The following is an 18,839-nucleotide window of genomic DNA, read 5'->3' on the forward strand; positions in this document are numbered from 1 at the left end:
TGCGGGAAATGGGGCAACAGGCGGCGCATCTGGATGGGCGTCAGCAGGAAGGGCGGTGCAGACATGGCGGGACCTCCGCCACATCCAGAATCATAAGCCGCCGCGTCGAGGCAAGCGATTAATGGGTCCTGAGCCTAGTCGCCGATGAGTCAGACTTGAACGCGCTCGTCACGCGCTTGGCCGGCTGATGTCCTACGACAACGACATCCTGGTCTGGTCCGAGCAGCAGGCCGGCCTGCTACGCCGGATGGCGCGCGGGAAGCAGGGGAATGGGCTGGACTGGGAGAACCCGCCCATTCGGGCGGTGGGCGTGGCATCTCGATGGACGGCAGCGGACGATCGATGGCCGGTGTGTTCATCGTGAAGCTGTGGCGCAGGCTGAAATACACGTGCGGCTATCGCCGCATCGGCGCCGAGTGGCCCGAGCCGTCCCACGGCGCCTTCGGGCTCGCTCAAGCCACCATTGAACAGTGGCGGTCCACTCAAGGTTGTACCGGCGGCGTCCAGGGCCGCAGTCCCGGGCGTGATGCGGAAAAAGGCGTCGGCACCAGCACCGGCGGGGCGCCATTTGCGCGACCTGGTCGCGCAGCCACCGAGCCGAGCCCACATGCCCGTGGCTGCCGCTGCGGCGTTCGCCGAATCCGTCATAGGCCGCGAAGAAGGCCTCGGGCGTCATTCAACGCGCACACCCGACAGCGCGACGAGTTGCGTCAGACGCCGGTGCTCCTCCGGCCAAAGAGCCGCATAGGATGCCGCGGTCTCCGACAGAATCAGTTCGCCGCCGTCTCGGGTCAGCGCGTCCCGCAACGTTGTGTCGCCCTCCACCGCCAGCTTCACAGCGGCATGGATCCGCGTGACGGCGATCGCCGGCATGCCAGCCGGGCCGACGATGGAGGAAATAGTGGTGACCACAGGCCCGTCCGGCACCACTTCCGCCAATGTTGCAACCTCCGGCATCACCGGCATGCGACGGCCGCCTCCCGTGATCAGGATGCGGATCAGGCCATTCTGCGCAAGCGGCACCGCGATGTTGCTAATTGCAAAGGCAAAGTCGACCTCGCCCTGCTCGACCGCCAGCGTCGCTTGGTTGGCGCCGCGATAGGGCACATGCACGCCCTTCGCGCCGATCAGCTTCAGCATCGCCGCCGCCGCCATGTGCGCCGGCGTGCCGACGCCACCGGAGCCGTAGCGCAGCCCGTCGTGGCTGGCCATCGCAGCCGCGAAAAAAGACGGCACATCGGTCCAGGGCGCTGCCTTGCGCACGCACAGCACGGCCGGCTGTTCGACGATGGTCAGCACCGGCGTGAAGTCGCGGGACCAGTCGAAGCCGGGATTGCGTTGCATCACCGCCTGGGCGATCGCGGTGGCGCCGCCCCAGAGCAGAGTATAGCCATCGGGCGCGGCACGGGCCACGGCCTGCGACGCGATTAGGCCGCCCGCCCCGGCCCGGTTCTCGACCACCACGGAGCCACCCAGCGCCTCGCCGATCCGCGCCATGACGAGCCGGGCGACGGTGTCGGAGGAAGCGCCGGCCGCGAAGGGCACGATGAGGCGGATTGGCCGCGACGGCCAACTCGCCGCGTTGCTCTGCGCGGCGGCGGGACATGCGGCGAATAGAACGAGTCCTGAAAGCAGGTCGCGGCGCAACATGGCTATGTCCTCCATAGCGTTTTCGCCTGCCCCGTTGGCAGTGACGGTCGGAGCCCGCTCGCTCCGCCATCAAGTGCTAGTTCGGCCAACCCAGGGCGGTTTAAAGCGTACACAGCGAGGTCAAACTGTTTTTGCGTAGGAGCACGAGGTGTTGCGCCGGTCAGGGCAGACCAGCGCCCCTTGGTAAAAGCTGCGGACTGATGATTCAGATCAGCACCCTTAAAAGCCTCTTGCGCGGCGCAGGGTTTCGGACGGAGGCTCACCGAACATCGCCCGGTACTCAGTTGAAAAGCGGCCGAAATGGAAAAGGCCAAGCTCGGTCGCAACTTCCGTGACAAGCCCCTTTCCACAGCGCAGGCGCCTGTGCGCGGCGCTTAGACGCAACGCGCGCAGATAAGCCTTCGGAACCATGCCGAAGCCTTCTTGGAACGCGAGGTGCAAAGTTCGCTCTGACACTTGCAGCGACTCACACAATTCTCGTAGCGAAGGCGGATCGTCTATGCGTGCGCGCAGTATCTCCTCAGCTGCGCGCGCGATCCGCCGCCGCACCGACAGCGGGGCGGCCCGCCTCGATGCGGGATCGGTCTCTATACCTTCAAGGAGTATCTGAAGCACGCATTCCTGAAGCCTGTGGCGTGCTTCCGGTGAGGCTGCAGCCGGCATCGTGAACACCGGCAACAGCGCGGCAATCGCGCGGCCTCGCTCGGCGCAATTGGCGGCGCCATCAGGCATCCGAAGCAGCCAATCCGACCCAAGCATCGCCGCCTCCTGATCAAAGCGGCACCCAACGTGGCGCTGAAACAGCTCATGGCTGGCTAGGACGATAACCTTTTCCGCCGCGCCTGCGGTAAGCGAATGGACTTCGCCGCACTGAAGACGCGCAGGCGCCATTGTTGCCGTATCAATGGTCCTACCCCGCGACCTCACCATACCTACTGCAGAAACGATTAGTGATGCGCCCGAAGCACCTTCCGGTGTCCAGCCGGTCGTGAGCAGCGCCGAGTTCGTTACAAACCGGCTGATCTGCAACTCGGCAGTCATTGCAATCTCAATTCGGGCAGAAAATGCGCCGCTGCCAAGCCGAGAGTGCTTGATCTCCCAGCCCGGCACGGCGACGGCCATAGCGTCAAAATCGTCGAAGGTCGTAACGGTGGCGATGCCATCGACAAATGCGGCATTCCGTAGCATCGCATCCTCCCGTTCTCGCCTTTAGGACGGTGTGGATAAGTCGCCTAACTGTCACCAACCGTTCCAGCGTTAGCATCACGATCTGCAGGAGCATAGCGAAACAATCGCGTCGACCGCGGAGGTGATGCAATGCGCCATTTGCGACGACCCACGGCTCATGGCCCCACGCGGCATAGGTTTATTGACACCGCAGTGTCTCTAACACCCAGGCGCAACTCGGGTTGTATTTGGTTTTCAGCCTGTCAACCCGGCGGTGCGGGCACGACTGCGTAGATCACCTGCGACCCCTGCATGTAGCCCTGCACCCAGGCGTTGCCGCATCGGTGGTAGGTGACCCCGCCGATAGGCTGCACCGAGCAGCCGCTTGGGAGGGCACTGAGTTGCATGCCTACCTGCAAACTTGTCCCGATTGGCGCAGCGGGCGCCACGGTAACGACGGTGGTGGAGCTTGGCTGCTGCATCGCACCCGAGATTAGTCCAGCTGTCGCCCCGGCGATCACGCCCGCCGCCACCACCTGGCCAGTGCTGGGACCGGAATAGGCGGAATGGCCGGGGTAGACCGGGACTGCGATGGGAGGCCTGTAGCCGGGAGGATAGCCGGCTGCAGGCGGGCGATAGGCGGGAGGCCTCGCCGCCGGATAGCCGCCGGCCGGTGCGGGCCTGACAACATTGATCTCGTTGCCGATCGCGACATTGGAGCCGGCGCCGCCGATCCGGGTGTTGCCGGTTACATTGCTGCTGTTGACCGTATTCCTTGTCGCCGGCCTCTGGCTGACGGACGCAGGCGGACGCGTCACTTCCGACGGGCGAGAAGCCGCCGCTTGGCTTCGACGGACCTGGGCATCGGCCTGCAGTGGCGAAAGGAAGAGCAGGCAACCGACCGACAGGGCGGCTACCGGTCGTCGCACAAAACCTGCTGAGAGGGTTGAGAACATCACCTGATCCCCGTTGCAGGGCCGACCAGCGTAGGCCGTTCAAGCCAAGTGAGCTCTTGCGCGTCTGCCGGGGCCGTGAAGATGAAGGTCTCGTCACCGAGATGCGGTGCTAAATTCCAATCCTGGAACTCGAGAATGGCTCGCGGTTCACCCGCCGCAGCCCGATCAACAATAGTCAGGCGGCACGGGAGCGCCGGCTCGTCCGCCGCAATCCAGATCTGCCAGTCAACACTGCCATTGCGCAGTGCGTACTGATCGCACAGCAAGCCATTTACAATCGTACGCCCGACATGCACGCCGGTCGTCCCAGCCTCGGTCAATGCTGCGTAAGGGTTGGCTGCAAGAACGTCACGCACCGGAACGTCCACGCCAAGCCTGGCCTCCAACGCGTCGAGGGCCTCATCAATGTCGCCCGGCATCGGGACGCGCGCAAAGGCATTTGCCGTCAGGCTTAACAGCGTGGCAGTCTCCCCATCGTACCATAGCCGAAAACTGCCGCGGTCACTGCCGACCAGCGCTGCCAATCGATCAGGACGCCGAATGCCCACCGCTACCGTTGCGCCCAACGCGATCAGCTGATCACTTCCCGGCTGCAGCCGCACCTCCCGCAGTGCGCTGAATTGCACGGTCAGGTCCGGCGCAGCGACGAGCGCCGCGCTCATCCTTCGTAGCGCTGCGGCAACGACTGGATCGAGGATGGACGCGGTCGAAGCCGTTGCAGATTGCTGCACTTGCGCTCCCGCAGGAGCGGAGCCGGCAACCACGGCTGCGCACGCGCCCGCCGTGATCAATGCGGCCAATCCGATAGCGTGAGGCCACGCTCGTGAATCTCGGAGTGCCATTTCGTCGTTATCCCGATAATTTCGCCGCTCGGCCAGCGCTGGGTCGCAGCCGTCAATCTGATGCACCGCATGAAAGCCGCGACGCTATCCATTTTCCGCAAAGCGGGAGAAGCGGCGCCGAGTAGCAATCAGAAACTGCGCCTCCCCTTCGGGTGCGGGTCAGTGTTGTGTCGCAACATGAACTGTTCGCAGCGGCGCAGGGGTGGCGCTCGTAGAAGTCAGATGGACGATCTTGATACGGTTAAGTGTGCCAGCCTGCGGACTTGCTGGAACTGGATAGCGGCGCCGGATGCCAACGGGGACTATGCGTCGGGTGCGATTGTGCAGGCCAAGTCCTACAGGGTCGGCGCAGCCTCGCCTCCGTCGACCCTTGGGAGGCTGCTGGTGCCATGTCGAGCATCGTCCTGCGATCGGCTGAAGCGACGAGCAGGCGTCTGTCTTGCCTGACTTGGTCGCGAAACCGAGCCAAGAAAGCTGAGGCATAATGACAATCGGTAGGCGCCGCGCCGGCGGCGAGACCAGCGGCGTCCGGGCCCCAGTATTGGCGTCGTCGATTCACCGCGAGGCAATCCTGGCTCTGGAGGCGCGTCTCGTCACGCGCCTGATCGGCAGGAAGCATCTGGTTCATCGCATGATCATCGCTCTCCTGGCCGATGGTCATGTGCTACTCGACGGGCGACCGGGCCTGGCAAAGACACGCGCTACAACGGCGCTGGCCGATGCGCTCGAAGCGAGTTTCCGCCGTGTAGTGCTCGGACCCGGCCAGCACCTCGCGCATCTATTCGGCCTGGAGCCAGCGCTTTCTGAGACGACCGGCGCCGAAGCGCGAGCACCTGGGCCTCTCTTTGCGAACATCCTGCTGGCGGAGGGGATCGATCGTGCCTCGCCAGAAGTACGGCTCGCGCTGCTGGATGCGATGTCCGAACGGCAAGTCACTGTCAGCGCCATCCCGGTGCGAATGCCGGCCGTCTTCCTGGTTTGTGCGACACGCACTCTGGTAACCCCAAGCTCCGATGCTGTGGTGCTGGCCTCCGACGAACGCGACCGGTTCCTTCTTCACCTGGTCGTGGGTTACCCGGACGAATTGCACGAACGGCAGATGCTTGACCTCGTGCGATCAGAGCGTGCTGCGGCAAGCATTGGGCTGGCGACCGTAGCCCCCCCGACGGTGCCTCTCGCCGTGGTTCTGGCCGCACGGGCGAGCGTTCAAGCCGTGCGCGTCGGGCCTCGAGTCCTTCGGTTGATAACAACGTTGGTTGCGGCGACGCGCGACAGCAACCCGGCACGCAACGGTCCTCAGCGATGGATCCGCAGCGGTGCCGGTCCGCGCGGTAGCATTGCGCTGGAGCGGTGCGCCCGGGCGCATGCCTGGCTGGCAGGAAGGCAGCAGGTGACCGAACGCGACGTGGCTGCCGTCGCCCATGACGTGCTGCGGCACCGCATCGATCTTGCAGAAGCTGCGGAGGAAGCGGGCGTCACGATCGACAAGGTGATTGACGAGCTGCTTGCCTCCACGCGGGCTTGAGCCGGCGCTCTACGCCGCGTTCAACGCTATATCGCGGGAAGAGAAATTGTAGCTGGAAGCGCGCCGTCCATTTCGGGCCTTCATCGGCACGCACGGCGTTGTAGAAGGCTTGCGCCTGTGCGTTGACCGGTTGCGAGCCAATTCGGAACAACCTTCCGAACCCGCCACCAACGGGAACAGTCCATTTCTCGCCGCGGGCATTCCAATCGGCTGTGACCACTGGTGAACTTGTTGCGTACCAGCCATCGTCAAAGTTGTAGTTGATGAACGGCTGCACGGTGAGCCGATTCATCTCAGGCTGGCTCTGGTCGCCCGAGAAGGGCCAGATATTGTTGGCCAGGGCACCGACCACCCAGGGGCCGCTCTGGTACAGGCCAACGACGGCGGGCCCAGCTGCCCATTTGCCGCTACCCAACAAGCGGTCCGTCGCCGTGGGAAGCGAAAATGTGGGGCCGAAACCCCAGGTGAAGGCACTTGGTCGTGATGGCGACAGGAAGAAGGTTGGGTTGATGTCGCCGAGGCCGAAGGCCGCATCGGATGTCTGTGGAGACGTGGCTGGAAGACGAAAGGTAAGACCGTGCGGGTGATCAGATTCCACTGCTCGTTCAGCGTCAGCGGGATCACCGGTTGGATATTCAGCACGTTTTGCGCTGCTTCGTAGGGGCCAACGCGGAAGCTGGTGTTGTTTTGGATGGGCACGCTGATCAACGCGGCCACAGGGTTTTGCGCCGCGCGCGCCAGCTCGCCAGCATCCCGCGTCGGTTGTGCCATCGTTGCCGCCGGGCCCAAAAGGAGCGCTCCGACCACGGCAGTCATGGAGCGTGCGGCAATGCTGCCTCGTGATGTGCCGCCGTTGAAAAGCATTCTCGTCTCCCTGCGTCATCTGGACAGCGTTGGACGGGCGGCTACAGGTCGCTATCCGCTTGTGCGCCCGCCCGGTGGCTTGCTTCTGCTGCGCAAAGGCAGCATCGCGGCGCAGTGCTGATTGCGCTCATGAGCTTACGGGAAACGGATAGCGAGGCAGGTACCGTTCTCATAACTAGGGACGGCGGAGCGAACTCTCTGGGAGTGGCGCTGCTGCGAAACGCAACCAACCCTGGGAGAAATATCATGTCGACCCGCATTCCCGTCCTACGAGCGACGTTGCTGGCAACAGCCCTAGCCGCTGTCATGGCTCCGGTCGCTCACGCGCAGACCCGCAGCTGCGTCGATACGCTGGCGAGCATGCCGGAGTTCTCGCGTTTCACGAACGGCATCGTGGCTAGCCGCGTGACCATGGACCTACGAACCACCAATGACATTACGATCTTCGCCCCGACCAACGAGGCGGTGGCACGTCTGAACCAAATCACCGTCGACCGTCTGTTCCCCGCGGGCGATGGCGGCAGCCGCCAGGCAGATGCTTCGGCGGCGCCCGCTGCAGTCGGGGCGCATGTGCTCCAGGGGCGGCGCGATGCCGCCACGCTCGCGCAGGGTGGGCAGTTCACCTCGGTTTCCGGCACGCCCTTGGTGGTGACGGCGTCCGGCGGCGCAGTCACGGTGAAGGGCGGTGGAAACACCGAGGCGCGTGTTACCCGCCCGGACATCGCCTGCTCGAACGGCGTGATCCACGGCATCGACACGGTGCTTGTTCGCTGAAGCTACGGCGGCAGGCACCGGCACCAGGCATCCGCCGGCTGCTCGAGCGGGGGCGCTGTGCCGGCTTGGCGCTGCGCCCGTTGCGCACCGGCTGGGCTTGGATCTGCGAGGCAGCAGCCGGAGGGCCGCTGCCAATGCCTCCCGCTCGAGTTCGCATCAAGTAAACCCGGCTCATTAACCGTCACCGGCTCTTGAAAGAGGCAGATCCTACAATGAAGACGTCCCACCTGTTTGCTCTTGGCAGCCTCGCCCTGCTGACGGCCTGTAGCTCCACCCAGCAGGCCGCTGCGCCGTCCCCGCCGACGAGCTTCCTGTCGCGTGAGACGACTGCCCTGCTGCGCCCGACCGATCTGGGTTCGCGGCTTTACATCAACCCGAGTGTCGATTTCCGACGCTACAGCAGGGTGATGATCGAGCCCGTGCAGCTTTGGCTGGCGCCCAACAACACGCAGCTCAACGCCGAACAGCGCCAACTGGTCGCGAATGCGCTGCACAGCGCGCTGCGAGAGGAGTTGGGCCAGGTTCTTCAGCTGGTCGAGCGGCCTGGCCCCGGTACGATGGTGATCACCACGGCTTTCACCGAGGTGCGCGCTGGCGGCAACCCAGTGCTCAGCACCGTCTCTACGTTCGTGCCTGCATCGCGGATCGTGCGCGAGGGCGTCAACATCATGACCGGCAGCGACCCGATGGTCGGTGGAGCTGCGGCGGAAATGCGGGTCACTGACAGCGAGACGGGACAGCTGCTGGCCGCCGCGATCGACTCCAGCGATGCCACGGCCGGCGCCCGAGTGCGAACCTCTCGCTGGGATGACGTGCAGACGGTGGCCCGGTATTGGGCGACGCAGACCGCGAATCGCGTCTGCCGGGTGCAGCAGCGCCCGAACTGCCAACCGCAGTCCTGATGCGCGGAGCCGCTGCCGTGAACCAACGACACCGCCGCGCGACGAAGGCCTGGCTGCTTCGCGCGCTGATGTTGCTGCTCATCGGCGTTTCGCCGGCGGCGGCTCAGCGTTCTGGGGAGTCAGCTAGTACCTGGCAGTTTTCCCTAACGCCTTACCTCTGGCTTGCGGGCGTCAGCGGCGACGTCGCATTGCCGCGGCAATCACGCGACTTCGATGCCGAATTCGGGGACATTCTGTCGGACCTGCAGTTTGGTGCGATGGGGTTCTTCGAGGCGCGCCGCGGCCGCTTCGGATTACTCGTGGACGGACTGACCCTGATCACGGAGCAGGACGTCTCGACCCCGCGTGGCTTGCTGTTTCGTGGCGGAAGCACGCGACTGACAGCCACCGAGTTGTCCATGATCGGCCTGGTTCGCGTTGTCGAAACACCAAGCTGGGACCTGGATCTGGGAGCCGGCCTGCGCAGCTGGTGGATCGACGCCAAGGTGTCGTTGAACCATGGGATGGCGGCTGCACGCTCAGCCAGCGGATCGACAGGTATCCTCGACCCCGTGCTGGCCCTGCGTCACGACCTCCGACTCTCTGAGCAGTTTGGGCTCACGACCTACGCAGATATCGGCGGGTTTGGAACAGGTTCCCGGCTCACTTGGCAGGTTCTCGGCGCGCTGCGTTGGCAGGTCACCGAGAGTACCGCCGCAAATGTCGGCTACCGGCACATGGCGATCGATCTGTCGCGCGGGGCGGTCGACCTGGATGTCGCGCTGAGCGGCCCAATCATGGGCGTCAGCTTCCGCTTCTGATCGTGCCGTGGCGTCGACGCCTGGAAGATCTCGCATGTGCCCTGTCGTGACGGGTGACACATGCGCCCGGAGAAGGAGATGCTCAGTGGCTCATCGGCTTGCGTTCAAGGCGTACGCGAAGCTGCGTTGCGAGACCGCTGAGGTAAGTTCTGCAATCGGGCGGAGACTGGCCATCATCGGCTTCGTTCTTCTGAGCGCCTGTGGAACGCCCGACTACACTCCGGTGCGCGACTGGGCAGGCACAGCAAGCCAGGCCGCCGACTATCCGCCCATCGCCGCAGCATGCCTGTCTCGCGACGACGGGGCACTCAATCCGTCGCACTGGCAGAGCGACGGAACGCGCGCGATGCAGGATGGGCTCTCCATCTATCTTTCGGCACTCGGAACCGTCGCCTCAGATGGCGTCCTTCCATACCGAGAGGATCCCTTCATCCAGATCGCCGAGCGCGCGCGCCTGGCGAGCGAGGCGGGCGGCCAGGCGGTCACCACGCTCGGCGGGCTGCTGCGGCGAGCGACCCGTCGCAATTCGCAGGCACCGCAACTTGGCGAAACCATCGTCGAAACCGACGAGAGCGTGCAGGCGCTGATCACAGCGCTGCGGACGGCCGTCGGAGACGCAGTGGCTGGCGGAACGGAGGAGCGGCAGATGGTCTCTGCTGCCTATCGCCGACTGGAACTGGAAGCGCAGGACGTGGCGTCACGGCGTGCGCTGCGAGATGTCGGTGTGATGCGGGACCGGGAGTTGGCCGCTGCCGCCGAAGCGCGGGCCAACTACGATCTGGTACTCAAGCGTATTGCAGAAGGGCACGCGCTGCTGAAGCTTCGTGCGGCGCGACTTTCTCAGGAAGAAACTGCCCGGCAGATGCGCGCGGCCGAGGATCAATTGCGTCGATCGGCCGCGCTCCTCCCGCGGGCCATGGCGTCCACGCCAGCCGGTATCGCCTGCGTCGGGCCGCAATCGGTTCCAGGCATGGCACTGCCGCCAAGCGCATTTTTAAACGATGCCCGACAACTATGAGGACGGTCATTGACCGCGCCTGTGCACTGACCGGATTGACGCTTTTTTCACTGGCGCTGTTCGTGGCGCTTCTGTGGATCGAAGCGTCAAAGCCCGCCCTTGCGCAAGTCGTGCGGGTCGATGCAGCCGAACGGGCGGAGAATGCGCGGGCTGCTCTGCTCTCGAGGCCTCGTGGGGGCGTGCTCGGGCTCATGGGCTACAACGTGACGCCTGATGGATCAGCGAACGCGCTGCAGGTCAACCGCAGCTCGAGCGGCGAGGAGGGTAGTTCGACGCTGCTGCTCAGCCAGTTCGGCTTCGGCTTCACCGTCAGCGAGTCGTTCCCGCTATTTCTGGAAGCCTATATCGGCACGGCCAGGTATGACCCTCGGCCGCTTTTCGGCGGCGAAGGCGCACGTCGACTGCCCTTACGGTGGAACAACATCGCTGGGACTATCGGAATTGGCTACGATATCGCGCTGACTGAGAATCTTTGGTTGCGACCGATTGTCAATTTTTCAGCCGGCTACGCTGCGTCAGACGCCGCCCTGTTCGGTGCTTTCCTGAATCGCCGTCGCAATACCGACCTGTCTCGACTCACTGACGTCCATATGAATGTCCGGGGGCAGGGTGGCTCGCTCGTGCTCGCCTATTACGACTATCGCCCGCAGCGCGATATCGAGGTCGAGATCCGTTACACACATATCGAGCTTGAGACGTTTGGTGATACTCCCCCCGAAGCAGCAGGAAGTTCGACCGCCCGCACTCTGGGATTGTGGTCGCGCTATCGCTGGCCGACGGGGCGGGAGGCCTTCGGCCGTCCGGTCCGCTGGGTGCTCGATGGCTCGCTTACGACCTACCTCGGTGATCAACGGGATGCGATCGGCTTCGCTTGGTCGGCGAAGCTGGGCGGCGGCATCGAACTTGACGTGGGCCGTCGAGAGATTGGAGCGGTCGGCCTGAACCTGTCGCGGGTCCGCCTGATCGGACGCTACTTCGTCGGCGACAAGGACGTAAGCGGTTATTCATTTGGCTTGGGGGTAAGCTTCTGATGCAGCCGCTCCACGCAGAGAGAGCGATCTCGGGTTCCCGAATTGGCGCCCATTGCGGGAAGCGGATAGCCCCGCCTTCCGTGAATCCTAGTCTGGCGGCTCCTCTGTTGCGAACAAGGGGTGAGGAACGACGTCATGTCGAATCGTGCTGAATGGAGTACCGGCGCCCGCACAGATGCCTACTCTGGAATGGTCTGGGTCCCGGGAGGAACTTTCCTGATGGGCTCCGACCAGCACTATCCAGAAGAGGGTCCGGCCCATCGCGTTGAAGTCGATGGTTTCTTCGTCGACCGCACGCCGGTCACCAACCGCGCATTCCGCAAATTCGTCGACGTCACCGGCTATATTACCGTCGCGGAGACGAAGCCAGCCGCTAAGGATTACCCGGGCGCATTGCCTCACATGCTTCGACCAGGCTCGCTTGTTTTCACGGCGCCGACGCGCACGGTTGATTTGCGCTCGTGGGGCGAGTGGTGGAGCTTCAAGTTCGGCGCCTGCTGGCGTCGGCCTTACGGGCCGCGCTCCTCCATAAGAGGACTCGACGAGCATCCGGTTGTGCACGTCACCTATCAAGATGCTGAAGCTTATGCGACCTGGGCAGGCAAGGAACTGCCATCCGAAGCGGAGTGGGAGTTTGCGGCGCGTGGCGGGTTGGAGGGCGCTGAGTTTGCGTGGGGCGATGAGTTCACACCCGGCAACCGCCATATGGCGAACACCTGGCAGGGCGCGTTTCCAAACGAGAACCTAGCACTCGACAATTTTCGGCGCACGTCGCCCGTCATGGCTTTTCCCGCGAATGGCCACGGTGTCTACGACATGATCGGCAATGTCTGGGAGTGGACAGCCGACTGGTATGCCCAGCGGCACGTCGCTGACACATCGAAGCCGTGCTGCATTCCGGCAAATCCACGCGGTGGCGCCGAAGCCGGTAGCCACGATTCGGGCGAGGCGCACATCAAGATCCCCCGCAAGGTTCTGAAAGGCGGCTCGCATTTATGCGCGCCCAATTATTGTCGTCGTTACCGGCCAGCGGCGAGACATCCGGAGCCGGTTGATACCTCGACGAACCATGTTGGTTTCAGATGCATCATCAGAAAAGGGAACGGACCATGAGCAATGATCGCAACGAACCAGATGTCTCCGGCCGCAGTGCGGCTGACTCTGCACCGAAGTCGGAAGGCCTGAAGCGGCGTGACATGTTGCTCAGCAGCAGTACATTTCTGGCGGCATCGGCGCTGTCAGGCGCGACGCCCACTCTTCCCGCTCACGCCCAGCAGAGTGTTGCGGCGAGTTCAGTGGTCCCGCAGGCCGAGATCAACCGGACAGTTCTTCCGATCCAGGAACCGGTTCATGCGCCAATTACCGAACTCAACGCGCGCAACGCCACCGCCCCCCCGCGCTTTGAGATCAAGGCGCCTCGCGGTGCGCCGAATGTCGTGATCGTTATGCTGGACGACATGGGGTTTGGCCAGCCGAGCACGTTCGGTGGCGGCATCGCGATGCCGACGCTCGATAGGCTCGCAGCCGAGGGACTGCGGTACAACAATTTCAACGTCAATGCCCTTTGCTCGCCAACGCGCGTGGCGCTGTTGACCGGCCGCAATCATCACACCAACAACGCCGGCGCGGTGATGGAGATCGCGACGGGATTTCCCGGCAATAGCGGTCAGCGGCCGAACAGTGTGGCGCCTCTTGCCGAGATGTTGCGGCTGAACGGCTACAGCACCGCGGCGTTTGGCAAGTATCACGAGACACCGCCTTGGGAAGTCAGCGTGTCAGGGCCTTTCGATCGCTGGCCGACCCGCTCGGGCTTCGATAAGTTCTACGGCTTCATCGGCGGCGAAACCAATTCCTGGGCGCCACTGCTTTATGACGGAACGGCAAGGGTCGAGATACCACGCGATCCAAACTACCACTTCATGACGGACATGACGAGCCGCGCGATAAACTGGGCGCGCAGCCAGCAGTCGCTGACCCCCGAGAAGCCGTTCTTCCTGTACTTCTCGGCGGGCGCAACCCACGCGCCACACCACGTCGCGAAAGAGTGGTCGGATAAATACAAGGGTCGATTTGACGCGGGTTGGGACAAATATCGCGAGGAAACGCTTGCTCGGCAGATCAGTCTCGGTGTCGTGCCGCCTGACACAAAGCTGGCGCCGAAGCCGGAGGCCATCAAGGACTGGGACAGCCTAAGCGCCGACGAAAAGCGATTGTTTGCACGCCAGATGGAGGTTTATGCCGGTTGCGCGGAGCAGGCCGACCATGAGGTGGGACGGTTGGTGAAAGCGATCGACGACATGGGCGCCATGGACAATACGCTCATCATCTACATCGCTGGCGACAATGGCGCGAGTGCCGAGGGCGGCATGGTCGGCATGTTTAATGAAATGACATTCTTCAATGGCGTTCAGGAGAACGTCGCCGACCAGCTAAAAAACCTTGATAACTGGGGCGGTCCCACGACGTTCCCACATTATGCCGCTGGCTGGGCCATCGCAGGCAACGCGCCTTTCGCCTGGGCCAAGCAGGTTGCCTCCGATTTCGGCGGCACGAGAAACGGCATGGTGCTCCGCTGGCCGAATGGCATCCGAGCCAAAGGCGAGCTCCGAACTCAATTTCACCATGTGACGGACCTCGCTCCGACCATTATGGAGGCGGCGGGCCTGCCATTCCCGACATCCGTCAACGGCACTGTGCAAAAACCGTTTGAGGGTGTCAGCATGGCCTACACCTTTGCCGACCGCGCGGCAAAGTCACGTCACACGACGCAGTACTTCGAGATAATCGGCAACCGGGCCATCTACCACGATGGCTGGTTTGCGCGGACCATTCACAAGGCACCTTGGGAACCGCGACCACGCGCTACGCTCGAGAACGACGTCTGGGAGCTCTTTGACACCAGCTCCGATTTCAGCCTGGTGAACAACCTCGCAGCGCAACAGCCGAACAAGCTCCGCGAGATGCAGGCGTTGTTCATGACGGAGGCCCGAAAGTACAACGTACTGCCAATCGATGACCGCGGTGTCGAGCGCTTCGACGCGTCTCTTGCCGGACGCCCCGACCTGATGGCAGGGCGTACCACTCTAACGGTTTATGACGGCATGGTCGGAATGATGGAGAATGCCTTCATCAACGTGAAGAACCGTTCGAAAGCCATCACCGCGGAAGTCGAAAATTCGTCGAGTGGCGCAAGCGGCGTAATACTTGCGCAGGGCGGACGTTTTGGTGGCTGGAGCCTTTACGTCAAGGACGGCAAACCTGCCTACGCCTACAACTGGGTAGGGCTGCAGCTCTACACGGTGGCGTCCAGCGTGCCGCTGCCACCTGGCAAGTCCACCATCAAGCTTGATTTCGCTTATGATGGTGGTGGTCGCGGCAAAGGCGGCAGGGCGACGCTTTCCGTGAACGGCACCACCGTAGCGGAAGGGCGGGTGGAAAACACGAATGCCAATATCTTCTCCGCCGACGAAGGCACTGATGTCGGCATGGACGACGATACGGCCGTAACCGACGTTTACGAAGCAGGACTTCCAAGCCGCTTTACCGGCAAGATCGATAAGATCGTCGTCGAAGTGAGGTGACAGTGGGATCCAGACTTCCTCTAGCACTCAATTCGAGGCTGCTGCTCTCGACGACTGGCGTCGTCGAGGCAGCCGCGGGGATCGGGTTGCTGGTTGCTCCTGCGAGCGTCGTCGAGCTTCTGCTCGGGGCGCTGCCGAGCTCGTCAGCGGGCGTCACGGTCGCCCGCTTGGCCGGCGGGGCTCTAGCCGCGCTCGGCCTGGCCTGCTGGGTGGCACGTGTGGAGCTGGCAGGCCGCAGCGTGTACGGATTTATTGCGGCAATGTGCCTTTACAATGTCGCAGCGGTCACAGTTTTCGTCCACGGGCGGGCTAGCCTGGGCCTATCCGGCATCGGGTTTTGGCCTGTGACATTGGTGCACACAGGGTTGACCGCCTGGTGCGTCGCTTGTCTGTCACGTTTCTCCACGACTGGAGCGCGTTAGGCTCCAGGGTAACCTTGACTGCACCCTCCGGCAGCGAACAGCTCGATGCACACGCAACGCGCCGCGGGGCGGCTTGCCGTGGTTGCCGGAGGAAATGGCCGCGCGGATGCCTTCGGGTCAGATGCGACGCTACCGGATATAGTCCGCTCGATAGGCTACGCCCACGGTCTGCTTGCGGATCAGTCTGGAACTGTGCCGGCCACGCGTAGCGTGGTCGGCCCGCTATCGCGGGATCAGCCAGCAACCGGGTGTGGGCAGATCCTCAACCCGACTGGCGCGAGCTCAGCCGCCAGTCACCCAAGTCGGGTCACAGAGGCATCCGCTTGATGCCTGGCGGGCGCCAAGTGCCCTGCCCCACCGGGAGGATTGATGGTGGCGTATCCTTCGGCCAGTAGAGGCGCATCACGAGGTAGATTGGTCCGTCCGGCGCGGGCAGCCAGTTGGCGTCCCTGTCCCCACCCGGCGACTTGTTCTGGATGTAGAGTGTGAGGGAGCCATCAGCGCCCTTTGTCATCGTGGCGGTCATGGGCGAGTTGATCAGGTACCGGTTGATCGGATTCTGAATCAGCAACTGTGTCCGGCCGTCATACATCGTCACCGACCAGAAGGCGTTCACCGGTGGGGTCTCGCCCGCCGCGAAGGTGAGCGTGTAGTTAAACTTGCTGCCGTCGAGGGGCTCACCATCTGCGTCGTGGCGCGTGAGGGGATAGGTCGCTTCCTCAGCATCGTTGCCGTAGATGCCAGCCTGCGCACCGGCGGCACGGCGCAGCCAATCCCCATTGAAAAAGGCAGCACTGCCCAGCAGCGATGAAACCCGCCAACCGTTGATGCTCGTGCCGGCCGTAGCCACTGCCTCCGCGACCTTGGCATGCCCTGCCTGCATGCCGCGCACGACTTCCTGTTTGTGCTCCGACGGCAAGTCCCGGAAGGCGAAGGTCTTGCCGGGTCCGACGCCGATACGCGCGAGATCAGCGCGGATTTCCGCCTCGTTTGCGGCGGGTGGGCCGAACTGCATGGCGAAGTCTAAGTATTCAAAGAAGTTGCTTCGGGCCAGCGCCGCGTTAATTCGCGGGAACGCAATGGCTGGCGCCACAACCGGCACCGGACGCTGCAGATAGGCGGACAGCGTCTGCACTCTGTATTCGTTCTGCACAGCTACGACATTGGGCATATCATCCGCAGCGAACAGCTGGGTCCGGTACGCCACAAAGGAAAATGCTGTGCTCGAACGAAACACTTGTTTTATGCCTGGCGGAGTTTCGCCCTGCCAGTCCGGAGCGATGACCATATAATGGCCCGGCTCGGTTCCCGTCGCCCGCGTCCCAATATAACCGTAGTTGTACGTGTTGCCATCGACGAGTTGCACAGAGTAGTAGCGACCTAGTTCGACCGCTGGAACCGAGAGGATGATCGGCTCCGCCCGGAGGTCCATCCACAGGATGGAATACGGTGTGTCGCTGTTCGGTGTGACAATTGCGGTGTCCTGGTAGGTGAACACGCGGGGCTCGCTCTTGATCTCGTTGAACGGCGCCTTGAAATTCGCCGATGACCTGTCGACCGCGTATTCGTACATGACGCCATAATTCGTCACGATTGGCAGGCCGAAGATGTAGCCCGCCTCCGCGATGCGTCGGACCTCTTCAGGGGAGGCTAAGGTGCCGCCGTTTTGCGCAATGGCTTTTTCGGCTAGCAGCCCCGAGTTCGCGATGCTGCAAATGGCAGCCGATGTCAGAAGATGCCTACGGCTAACCATGTCGAACTCCTTTCTGGTGGGTTTAGGTAGTAGCTCATCATCGCGACATGGATTGGCGCCGGCATTCAATATCGTGGAATGCTGGCTCCGATGCAGTTCTGTCGCCGAACTCAAGTTCAGCGCTGGATAGAGGCTGCTGCGTGCGGGCCGCTATCCGTTTTCCGCAAACCCGAGATACGGTGCGGACCGAGGTAGCCCTGCACTTCAATGGCCCTCGCAATGAGCACGGAAGGTTCAACTTCCTGCCCGACGTCGCCCAGAAGGTGCCTCTGGGTTGTCCCAAGAGCCCATCTCGCGTGTGGATGTGCATGCTGATCCACAACCACACAGATATTTTTTCCAGAAGTGTCCAGGCGAGGCCTCCTCGCCAGCATCTTAGGACATGCCTGCCGTCAGTGAGCGCGGCCGGGTGAAGGAGGCCTGCATGACCAAGGAGATGCCGTTCCCGAGTAGCCTGCCTGATTTCGGGCGGTTTCCCTGGGCCGACCTTTACCCGCGCTTACTTCTGGCGGCACTGGGCAGGTTGGGTCCGACGGTCTGGAGGGGTGAGCGCAGGGGGCAGGTTCCCGGCGGTCGCACCGCGCACGATGCGGTTCAAACAGCCGTGGAGAAGTTCTTGGGCGGCAAGCGCCAGTGGAACTGGGACAAATCGGCTTTCGAGAATTTCTGGGGAGCAGTTTCGAGCGAGATCAGCAATTGGGCGACCAGTGCTGAAAATCGAACGACCTTGCGGACGGACAGAGATCTAGACACCCTGGTGGGGAACCCTCAGCCCTCCCCTGAGGATCTGGTGCTGTGGAAATCCGAGCGTGACCGGCTCTTGCAGCATCTTCTAGCCAAGGACGCTGAGGCTGGACGAATGGCGGAACTCATGTTGGTCGACGGCCTCAAGGGTCCAGAATTGCCGGAGGCGTTGGCCACGGGGCAGCACAGGACCGACACCATTAAAAGGCGCCTGAGAAGGCTAGTCGTCGCCTACGTTGAGGCCGAGGGCGCGGGCAACCGGAGGGCAGCGGAATGACGATCAACGGTATCCCAGACCCAGCAGGCAAAATCCTGGCTTTGCTGCAGGACGACACACCGGTGTCAGAGCACTACACTCCGCACGTGATCGAGCGGCTTCCGCTGAACGACGTAATTGCGCTGTTGGGTGAACTCGGCATAAGCCTAACAATGTGCAGTCGCGTCCAAGAGCTTGTTGCGCATGGACGCAAACCTGCGGAGCTCCTGCTCTCGCTTCTAGATAGCGAGGAGGAAACCGACTTGACGGCCTTGGAGCGGCGGCCCCTGTCCAAGGTGGTTGCTGCCCTCGATCAACTCGGTGCGAACCGCGCAGCCGGGCTCGAGCGGATCCGCGAGATCCTGGATCCGGAGACGGTGGAAGCGATCCAAGCCAGTGCTGCGGGAGATAAGTCTGCTGCGCCTGAGATTACTCAGTACCTTCTGGAGCCGCCTAATGGCCGGTTCGCAGATCGCCCCCGCAGCGCAAACCTGGCCCCGCGCGCTCAGCAGCCGATGCACCGTACGACGAGCAAGGCCGCGAATGGCGCCGAC

The 18,839-nt window shown here is 63.1% G+C and carries 17 protein-coding genes; 11 read left to right on the forward strand and 6 right to left on the reverse strand.

Annotated features, from left to right (window positions below):
• Positions 1–672: 672 nt before the first annotated feature.
• The 4 genes from ACFHPP_RS27510 to ACFHPP_RS27525 all read right to left on the reverse strand — a co-directional run bounded on the left by ACFHPP_RS27510 (position 673) and on the right by ACFHPP_RS27525 (position 4,615).
• Positions 673–1,650 carry a Bug family tripartite tricarboxylate transporter substrate binding protein gene (locus tag ACFHPP_RS27510; protein ID WP_437166439.1) on the reverse strand — a complete coding sequence of 326 codons (978 nt, stop codon included), beginning with the start codon at positions 1,648–1,650 and terminating at the stop codon, positions 673–675.
• 219 nt (positions 1,651–1,869) lie between these two features.
• Positions 1,870–2,838 carry a helix-turn-helix transcriptional regulator gene (locus tag ACFHPP_RS27515; protein WP_437166440.1) on the reverse strand — a complete coding sequence of 323 codons (969 nt, stop codon included), beginning with the start codon at positions 2,836–2,838 and terminating at the stop codon, positions 1,870–1,872.
• A 242-nt stretch (positions 2,839–3,080) separates the two neighbouring features.
• Positions 3,081–3,773 carry a hypothetical protein gene (locus ACFHPP_RS27520; RefSeq protein ID WP_437166441.1) on the reverse strand — a complete coding sequence of 231 codons (693 nt, stop codon included), beginning with the start codon at positions 3,771–3,773 and terminating at the stop codon, positions 3,081–3,083.
• Positions 3,773–4,615, reverse strand: a complete 843-nt coding sequence (locus tag ACFHPP_RS27525; protein WP_437166454.1) for a DUF2092 domain-containing protein — start codon at positions 4,613–4,615, stop codon at positions 3,773–3,775. Before ACFHPP_RS27525 ends, ACFHPP_RS27520 begins: the two co-directional genes overlap by 1 nt.
• 484 nt (positions 4,616–5,099) lie before the next feature.
• On the opposite strand from ACFHPP_RS27525, the gene ACFHPP_RS27530 reads away from it, so the two are divergent.
• Positions 5,100–6,140, forward strand: coding sequence for an AAA family ATPase (locus tag ACFHPP_RS27530; RefSeq protein WP_437166442.1), 1,041 nt, complete (start codon positions 5,100–5,102; stop codon positions 6,138–6,140).
• On the opposite strand, the gene ACFHPP_RS27535 is transcribed toward ACFHPP_RS27530, so the two are convergent.
• A complete protein-coding gene (locus tag ACFHPP_RS27535; RefSeq protein ID WP_437166443.1) occupies positions 6,091–6,738 on the reverse strand; it encodes a hypothetical protein in 648 nt (215 codons plus the stop codon). The genes ACFHPP_RS27530 and ACFHPP_RS27535 overlap by 50 nt on opposite strands.
• 93 nt (positions 6,739–6,831) lie before the next feature.
• Here ACFHPP_RS27535 and ACFHPP_RS27540 point away from each other — a divergent pair, with 93 nt between their 5' ends.
• The 8 genes from ACFHPP_RS27540 to ACFHPP_RS27575 all read left to right on the forward strand — a co-directional run bounded on the left by ACFHPP_RS27540 (position 6,832) and on the right by ACFHPP_RS27575 (position 15,110).
• Complete coding sequence (locus ACFHPP_RS27540) at positions 6,832–7,125, forward strand: hypothetical protein (protein ID WP_437166444.1); 294 nt, start codon at positions 6,832–6,834, stop codon at positions 7,123–7,125.
• A 125-nt stretch (positions 7,126–7,250) separates the two neighbouring features.
• A complete protein-coding gene (locus ACFHPP_RS27545; RefSeq protein WP_437166445.1) occupies positions 7,251–7,778 on the forward strand; it encodes a fasciclin domain-containing protein in 528 nt (175 codons plus the stop codon).
• Positions 7,779–7,990: 212 nt separating this feature from the next.
• Positions 7,991–8,680, forward strand: coding sequence for a DUF3313 domain-containing protein (locus tag ACFHPP_RS27550; protein WP_437166446.1), 690 nt, complete (start codon positions 7,991–7,993; stop codon positions 8,678–8,680).
• A 17-nt stretch (positions 8,681–8,697) separates the two neighbouring features.
• Positions 8,698–9,480, forward strand: a complete 783-nt coding sequence (locus ACFHPP_RS27555; protein ID WP_437166447.1) for a hypothetical protein — start codon at positions 8,698–8,700, stop codon at positions 9,478–9,480.
• A gap of 85 nt (positions 9,481–9,565) precedes the next feature.
• Positions 9,566–10,498, forward strand: a complete 933-nt coding sequence (locus ACFHPP_RS27560; protein ID WP_437166448.1) for a hypothetical protein — start codon at positions 9,566–9,568, stop codon at positions 10,496–10,498.
• Entirely contained in the window at positions 10,495–11,529 is a 1,035-nt protein-coding gene (locus tag ACFHPP_RS27565; protein ID WP_437166449.1) for a hypothetical protein, read from the forward strand. Before ACFHPP_RS27560 ends, ACFHPP_RS27565 begins: the two co-directional genes overlap by 4 nt.
• A 189-nt stretch (positions 11,530–11,718) precedes the next feature.
• Positions 11,719–12,642 (forward strand): formylglycine-generating enzyme family protein, encoded by a 924-nt coding sequence (locus ACFHPP_RS27570; RefSeq protein ID WP_437166455.1) that lies wholly within the window; start codon positions 11,719–11,721, stop codon positions 12,640–12,642.
• Positions 12,639–15,110 (forward strand): arylsulfatase, encoded by a 2,472-nt coding sequence (locus tag ACFHPP_RS27575; RefSeq protein WP_437166450.1) that lies wholly within the window; start codon positions 12,639–12,641, stop codon positions 15,108–15,110. Before ACFHPP_RS27570 ends, ACFHPP_RS27575 begins: the two co-directional genes overlap by 4 nt.
• Before the next feature lie 729 nt (positions 15,111–15,839).
• Here ACFHPP_RS27575 and ACFHPP_RS27580 read toward each other — a convergent pair.
• Entirely contained in the window at positions 15,840–17,285 is a 1,446-nt protein-coding gene (locus ACFHPP_RS27580) for a DUF1254 domain-containing protein (protein WP_437166451.1), read from the reverse strand.
• Between the two features lie 424 nt (positions 17,286–17,709).
• Between ACFHPP_RS27580 and ACFHPP_RS27585 the strand changes: the two genes are divergently transcribed.
• Together ACFHPP_RS27585 and ACFHPP_RS27590 are read left to right on the forward strand one after the other, a co-directional pair.
• Positions 17,710–18,306 (forward strand): hypothetical protein, encoded by a 597-nt coding sequence (locus tag ACFHPP_RS27585; protein WP_437166452.1) that lies wholly within the window; start codon positions 17,710–17,712, stop codon positions 18,304–18,306.
• The coding region (locus ACFHPP_RS27590; RefSeq protein ID WP_437166453.1) for a hypothetical protein at positions 18,303–18,839 on the forward strand (537 nt) is incomplete at its 3' end. The genes ACFHPP_RS27585 and ACFHPP_RS27590, both read left to right, overlap by 4 nt.

This window comes from Falsiroseomonas sp. E2-1-a20, from assembly GCF_051433195.1.
Lineage (GTDB): Bacteria > Pseudomonadota > Alphaproteobacteria > Acetobacterales > Acetobacteraceae > Falsiroseomonas.

Excerpts from the sequence above, each read along its gene's own strand:
- ACFHPP_RS27510 (WP_437166439.1), bottom strand. The coding sequence starts at position 1,650 with ATGTTGCGCCGCGACCTGCTTTCAGGACTCGTTCTATTCGCCGCATGT.
- ACFHPP_RS27515 (WP_437166440.1), bottom strand. The coding sequence starts at position 2,838 with ATGCTACGGAATGCCGCATTTGTCGATGGCATCGCCACCGTTACGACC.
- ACFHPP_RS27520 (WP_437166441.1), bottom strand. The coding sequence starts at position 3,773 with ATGTTCTCAACCCTCTCAGCAGGTTTTGTGCGACGACCGGTAGCCGCC.
- ACFHPP_RS27525 (WP_437166454.1), bottom strand. The coding sequence starts at position 4,615 with ATGGCACTCCGAGATTCACGAGCGTGGCCTCACGCTATCGGATTGGCC.
- ACFHPP_RS27530 (WP_437166442.1), top strand. The coding sequence starts at position 5,100 with ATGACAATCGGTAGGCGCCGCGCCGGCGGCGAGACCAGCGGCGTCCGG.
- ACFHPP_RS27540 (WP_437166444.1), top strand. The coding sequence starts at position 6,832 with ATGGGCACGCTGATCAACGCGGCCACAGGGTTTTGCGCCGCGCGCGCC.
- ACFHPP_RS27545 (WP_437166445.1), top strand. The coding sequence starts at position 7,251 with ATGTCGACCCGCATTCCCGTCCTACGAGCGACGTTGCTGGCAACAGCC.
- ACFHPP_RS27550 (WP_437166446.1), top strand. The coding sequence starts at position 7,991 with ATGAAGACGTCCCACCTGTTTGCTCTTGGCAGCCTCGCCCTGCTGACG.
- ACFHPP_RS27565 (WP_437166449.1), top strand. The coding sequence starts at position 10,495 with ATGAGGACGGTCATTGACCGCGCCTGTGCACTGACCGGATTGACGCTT.
- ACFHPP_RS27570 (WP_437166455.1), top strand. The coding sequence starts at position 11,719 with ATGGTCTGGGTCCCGGGAGGAACTTTCCTGATGGGCTCCGACCAGCAC.
- ACFHPP_RS27575 (WP_437166450.1), top strand. The coding sequence starts at position 12,639 with ATGAGCAATGATCGCAACGAACCAGATGTCTCCGGCCGCAGTGCGGCT.
- ACFHPP_RS27580 (WP_437166451.1), bottom strand. The coding sequence starts at position 17,285 with ATGGTTAGCCGTAGGCATCTTCTGACATCGGCTGCCATTTGCAGCATC.
- ACFHPP_RS27585 (WP_437166452.1), top strand. The coding sequence starts at position 17,710 with ATGACCAAGGAGATGCCGTTCCCGAGTAGCCTGCCTGATTTCGGGCGG.